Annotated in this window: 2 tRNA genes and 1 rRNA gene; all 3 read right to left on the minus strand. The window is 50.1% G+C overall.

Annotated features, from left to right (window positions below):
• Positions 1 to 72: 72 nt before the first annotated feature.
• Positions 73 to 148, minus strand: a tRNA-Ala gene (locus CBW66_RS28280).
• Between the two features lie 19 nt (positions 149 to 167).
• Positions 168 to 244, minus strand: a tRNA-Ile gene (locus CBW66_RS28285).
• 82 nt (positions 245 to 326) lie between these two features.
• A 16S ribosomal RNA gene (locus CBW66_RS28290) occupies positions 327 to 458 on the minus strand; the annotation flags it as partial.

A 458-nucleotide genomic window follows, 5' to 3' on the forward strand; every position in this document is an offset into this window, starting at 1 on the left:
ATACAGCACTTGGTCTCGAAAAGACCAAACCTAAATTCAATCACCGATGTGATCAACTTACGTTTGAACTTTTGGTGGAGGATGACGGGATCGAACCGACGACCCCCTGCTTGCAAAGCAGGTGCTCTCCCAGCTGAGCTAATCCCCCTGAGATTTACTACAGAAACTGGTAGGGCTGGTTGGACTCGAACCAACGACCCCCGCGTTATCAACACGGTGCTCTAACCAGCTGAGCTACAGCCCCAAATGCTGTTCTTCTTTATTAACAGTCGATAAGTGTGAACATTTGATGCGTGAACCAKTTACCTGATTCGTGCAAACTCTAGAAAGGAGGTGATCCAGCCGCACCTTCCGATACGGCTACCTTGTTACGACTTCACCCCAGTCACGAATCCTACCGTGGTAAGCGCCCTCCTTGCGGTTAAGCTACCTACTTCTGGTAAAACCCGCTCCCATGG

The sequence above is a fragment of the Janthinobacterium sp. GW456P genome (genome assembly GCF_002127655.1).
Taxonomy (GTDB): Bacteria; Pseudomonadota; Gammaproteobacteria; order Burkholderiales; family Burkholderiaceae_D; genus Janthinobacterium.